7 protein-coding genes are annotated in these 4568 nt (G+C 71.6%); all 7 read left to right on the plus strand.

Translation table 11 applies throughout. The features are described 5' to 3' along the window. The coding region (gene gspG, locus AC1DOC_RS20325) for a type II secretion system major pseudopilin GspG (protein WP_478130373.1) at positions 1-325 on the plus strand (325 nt) is incomplete at its 5' end. Beyond that, positions 300-764 carry a GspH/FimT family pseudopilin gene (locus AC1DOC_RS20330; protein ID WP_478130374.1) on the plus strand — a complete coding sequence of 155 codons (465 nt, stop codon included), beginning with the start codon at positions 300-302 and terminating at the stop codon, positions 762-764. The genes gspG and AC1DOC_RS20330, both read left to right, overlap by 26 nt. Continuing rightward, entirely contained in the window at positions 761-1135 is a 375-nt protein-coding gene (gspI, locus tag AC1DOC_RS20335) for a type II secretion system minor pseudopilin GspI (RefSeq protein WP_018903566.1), read from the plus strand. The genes AC1DOC_RS20330 and gspI overlap by 4 nt, the downstream gene beginning before the upstream one ends. Further along, on the plus strand, positions 1135-1818 hold the full coding sequence (locus tag AC1DOC_RS20340) for a PulJ/GspJ family protein (RefSeq protein WP_018903567.1): 684 nt from the start codon (positions 1135-1137) through the stop codon (positions 1816-1818). Before gspI ends, AC1DOC_RS20340 begins: the two co-directional genes overlap by 1 nt. Beyond that, complete coding sequence (gspK, locus tag AC1DOC_RS20345) at positions 1815-2816, plus strand: type II secretion system minor pseudopilin GspK (protein ID WP_012746226.1); 1002 nt, start codon at positions 1815-1817, stop codon at positions 2814-2816. The genes AC1DOC_RS20340 and gspK overlap by 4 nt, the downstream gene beginning before the upstream one ends. A gap of 136 nt (positions 2817-2952) precedes the next feature. Then, positions 2953-4164 (plus strand): type II secretion system protein GspL, encoded by a 1212-nt coding sequence (gspL, locus tag AC1DOC_RS20350; RefSeq protein WP_018903569.1) that lies wholly within the window; start codon positions 2953-2955, stop codon positions 4162-4164. Next, positions 4161-4568 (plus strand): type II secretion system protein GspM (gene gspM / locus AC1DOC_RS20355; RefSeq protein ID WP_478130375.1); only part of this gene is annotated, 408 nt, incomplete at its 3' end. The genes gspL and gspM, both read left to right, overlap by 4 nt.

Here is a 4568-nt window from a genome sequence, read left to right on the forward strand (position 1 = left end):
GATCGAGCGCGCCGACGACGCCCGCGTGACCGCCGCCAGGACCGACATCAACAACCTGATGCAGGCGCTCAAGCTCTACCGCCTGGACAACCAGCGCTACCCAACGGCCGAGCAGGGCCTGCAGTCGCTGCTGGTGCGACCGACCGCCGGGCCGGCCGCGCCCAACTGGAAGCCCTACGTCGAGAAGCTGCCGAACGATCCGTGGGGCCATCCGTACCAATACATGAATCCGGGTATCAAGGGCGAAATCGACGTGCTCTCGCTCGGCGCCGATGGCCAGGCCGGCGGCGAGGGCAAGAATGCCGACATYGGCAGCTGGCAGTAGGCGCACGGGCGGCTTCACGCTGCTCGAGCTGATCGTGGTGATCGCGATCATCGCGATCGCAACGGCCGGCGTGAGCTTCGCGCTGCGCGACACCAACGCGGCCCGGCTCGACCGCGAGGCCGACCGGCTGGCCGCGCTGCTCGAATCGGCCCGTGCCCAATCGCGCGCGAGCGGCGTTGCGGTGCGGTGGCGCCTCGTGGAAGGCGGCAGCTTCGTGTTCGACGGCCTGCCGCCCGATGCCTTGCCCAGCGGCTGGGCCGCGAGCGGCATCAGCGCCACGGCTTCGCTGGCCGGCGGCGCGCCGGTGGCGGCGGTGCAACTGGGCCCCGACCCGATCATTGCCGCGCAGCAGATCGTGCTGTATTCCGAAGGCCCGCCCGCGCGCTCGCTGCGCATTGCCACCGACGGCCTCAGGCCCTTCACCGTKAGCACGCCGTGACATCCAGGCGCAATTCGGCATGCGGCGGATTCACGCTGATCGAGGTGCTGATTGCGCTCGGCATCGTCGCGCTGGCGCTCGCGGCGGGCTCGCAGGCCACGATGTCGCTCACGCGCAATGCGCAGCGCCAGTCCGACCTGCTGCTGGCCGACCTGTGCGCGGAAAACGAGCTTGCCAAGGCGCGGCTCGCCAGGCAGATGCCCGCGGTGGGCGAYTCGGGCTCGATCTGCGTGCAGGCCGGCGTCTCGTTCAACGTGACCACCTCCATCATCGCCACGCTCAACCCCAATTTCCGGCGCGTCGACGTGCAGGTGCGCGACGAGGCCAACGCGCCGGTGCTGCGGATCTCGACCGTGGTGGGCCGCTTCTGATGCGCCGCTTCGCAAGCCAGGGAGCCCGCGGCGGCTTCACGCTGATCGAGCTGCTGGTGGCCATTTCGGTGATGGCGCTGCTCGCGCTCGTGAGCTGGCGCGGGCTGGACAGCATGTCGCGCGCCACCACGCTGAACCAGCAGCGCGCCGACGCGATGCTGGCGCTGCAGACCACGCTCTCGCAATGGGGCGCCGACCTCGACGCCGTGACCCCGATCGCGCAGACCCGCCCGATCGACTGGGACGGCCGCGTGCTGCGGCTCACGCGCCGCGGCAGCGATGCGGGCGCCCCCGCCATGCTGGTGGTGGCGTGGACGCTGCGCACCGGTGCCGACGGCACCCGCTGGCGGCGCTGGCAGTCGCCGCCCTTCACCACGCGCGGCGAATGGCAGCAGGCGTGGAACCTGGCCTCCTCGTGGGCGCAGGAAGGCGGCGGCGGCGACGTCGCGCTGATGCCGGCCACGAGCTGGCAGCTCTACTACTTCCGCGAGAACGCCTGGACGCCCGCGGGCGAGCTGCCGGCCAGCGCGCCCAATCCGGCGAACCCGGCCAATCCCATCGGCGCCCTCGTGAACATGCCGGACGGCGTTCGGCTGGTGCTGACCCTGTCCCCGGGCGAGGGGCTCGCGGGCATGCTCACGCGCGACTGGGTCAAGCCCACGGTGGGGGCGCCGCGCTCATGACCGCATCCACGGTTTGCAGAACAACCGGGCAACGCCAGCGCGGCGCCGCGCTGCTCGCGGCCATGCTGACCGTGATGCTGGTCGCCACCTTCTCCGCCGCGGCGCTGTGGCAGCAATGGCGCGCGTCCGAAGTCGAGGCGGCCGAGCGCGGACGCGTGCAGGCGGCGTGGGTGCTGATCGGCGCGCTCGACTGGTCGCGCCTGATCCTGCGCGAGGACGCCCTCACCGGCGGGCCCGACCACCTGGCCGAGCCCTGGGCCGTGCCTCTCGCGGAGGCCCGGCTCACGAGCTTTCTGTCGGCCGAGAGGAACGTGGCCAGCGACAACCTCGAAGGACTGCCCGATGCCTTCCTGTCGGGCCGCATCGTCGATGCGCAATCCAAGCTCAACGTGCTGTCGCTGGTCGACGGCAACAAGCCGGTGCCCGCCAGCATCGCCACCTTCACCAAGCTGTTCAACATCCTGGGCCTGCCGGCCTCGGAGCTCAGCGCGATGACGTCCTCGCTCGCGCGCGCGCTGGCCACCGGCACCGATGCCGCCGGCGGCGGCGATGCCGGCGCGGCGCCGCTGATGCCGCAGGAGGTTTCGCAGCTGGTGTGGCTCGGCCTTTCGCCTTCGACCGCGGCCGCGCTCGAGCCCTACGTGACGGTCCTCCCGATACGCACGCCGCTCAACATCAATACCGCGAGCGCCGAAGCCATCAGCGCCAGCCTGCCGTCGCTGAGCATCAGCGACGCGCGCCAGTTGGTGGAAAAGCGCACGCGCTCGTACTTCAAGCAGATTGCCGACGCCAACGCCGCGCTGCCGAACGGCGGCACGCAGTTCAACGCCGGGCAGCACAGCGTGGGCACCCAGTTCTTCGAGGTCTACGGCCGGCTGCGGCTCGACCGTACCTGGGTCGAGGAACGCTCGCTGCTGCAGCGCGACGGCGTCACGGTGAAGACGATCTGGCGCAACCGCGGCGCCGGCCTTGCCACGGCCACTCCGGCTAAACCCTGAGTGCGGCTGATTTTCTTCATTTCTGTTGCATCAATACATCGTCCAGAGCCCGTCGCATCTACGTCAAACGCTACAAATAGAGTAGCAATGGCACCATCGGTGCACCCCTACAATCACCCGCCCTCCTGAAAACGAAATGACCCCGCTGCTGCTCATCGCTCCCCTCCCCCCGGCCGACGCCGCGGGCGAGTACGACTGGGCCCAGGCTGGCGACGACGGCATCGCCCTGCGCAACCATGGCCGCGCGCTGCTCGCGCTGCTGCCGGCCAGCGCGGAAGTCACGCTCGGCATTCCGGCCGCGGCGCTGTCCTGGCACCGCGTCACGCTGCCCAAGGGCAGCACGAGCAGCGCGTCGAAGCTGCGCGCCGTGCTCGACGGCCTGCTCGAAGAGCATCTGCTCGACGATCCCGAGGCCCTGCACTTCGCACTCGAACCCGCGGCCAAGGCCGGCGCGCCGGTCTGGGTGGCGGCCTGCAACCGCATCTGGCTGCGCACGCTGGTGCAGGGGCTGGAGTCGGCCGGGCGGCGCGTGGTGCGCATCGTTCCCGAATTCGCGCCACAGCCCGCGGACGGCCCGCCGCTGCTGCAGGTCACCGGCGAAGCCGAGGCGCCGCAGCTCACGGTGTGCGATGCCGACGGCGTGGTCTCGCTGCCGCTCGCGGGTGCCGGGCTGGCGCTGGCCGCCGGCCTGCCGCTGGACACCGCCGTGATCAGCGCCGAGCCCGCCGTCGCGCAAGCCGCCGAGCACCTGCTCGAGCGCCGCGTGCCCATCGTGCAGGCGCCGCAGCGCTGGCTGCAGGCGGCGCGCTCGCCCTGGGAGCTCGCGCAGTTCGACCTCGCCGTGACGGGCCGTGCCCGCGCCGGCAAGAAATTTGCGTCGGTGATGCAGACGCTGCGCTATGCGCCCGAGTGGCGCGCCGCGCGCTGGGGCATCGTCGCCCTGCTGCTGACCCAACTGATCGGCCTCAATGCCTGGGCTTGGAAGGAGCGCAATGCACTCGAGGCCAAGCGCCAGGCCGTGAAGACCATGCTGACCCAGACCTTCCCCTCCGTGAAACTCGTGGTCGACGCGCCGCTGCAGATGGCGCGCGAGGTCGCGGCGCTGCAGCAGGCCGTGGGCGATGTCGCGGGCAGCGACCTCGAACCGATGATCGGCGCGCTCGCTCCCCATCTTCCGCCGGGCAGGACGCCCAGCGCCATCGACTACAGCGCCGGCCAGCTGCGCCTGCGCGGCCTGGGCCTGCAGCCTTCGGAGCTCACGCGGCTCTCGGGCGCGATGGGCCCACGCGGCTACAGCGTGCGCGCCGAAGGCGACCTGCTGCTGGTGCAGGCCGAGGCTGCGCGATGAACCTCGGCGAACAGCTCCGGGCCCGCTGGGCCGCGCTCGAACTGCGCGAGCGGCGCATGGTCGCCATCGCGGCCGCGCTCGTGGTGCTCGCGCTGCTTTGGTGGGTTGCGCTCGCACCCGCGCTGCGCACGCTGGCCGCGGCGCCGGCCGACCATGCGCAGCTCGATGCGCAGCTGCAGCAGATGGCCCTCCTGCAGAACCGCGCCAAGGCGCTGCAGGCGCAGCCCCGGCTGAACCGCGACGATGCGCTGCGCGCCCTCGAAACCTCGGTGCGCGAGAGCCTGGGCACCAATGCCCAGCTCATGACGGCCAGCGGCGATGGCGCCGCCACCATCACCATGCGCGCCACGCCGGCCGACGCCGTGGCCCAGTGGCTGGCGCAGGCGCGCGGCAATGCCCACGCG

Source organism: Variovorax sp. 01T439_2, from assembly GCF_056398445.1.

What these genes read in the sequence shown, in the direction of transcription:
- AC1DOC_RS20340 (WP_018903567.1), top strand. Translation starts at nt 1,135, where the DNA reads ATGCGCCGCTTCGCAAGCCAGGGAGCCCGCGGCGGCTTCACGCTGATC.
- gspK (WP_012746226.1), top strand. Translation starts at nt 1,815, where the DNA reads ATGACCGCATCCACGGTTTGCAGAACAACCGGGCAACGCCAGCGCGGC.
- gspL (WP_018903569.1), top strand. Translation starts at nt 2,953, where the DNA reads ATGACCCCGCTGCTGCTCATCGCTCCCCTCCCCCCGGCCGACGCCGCG.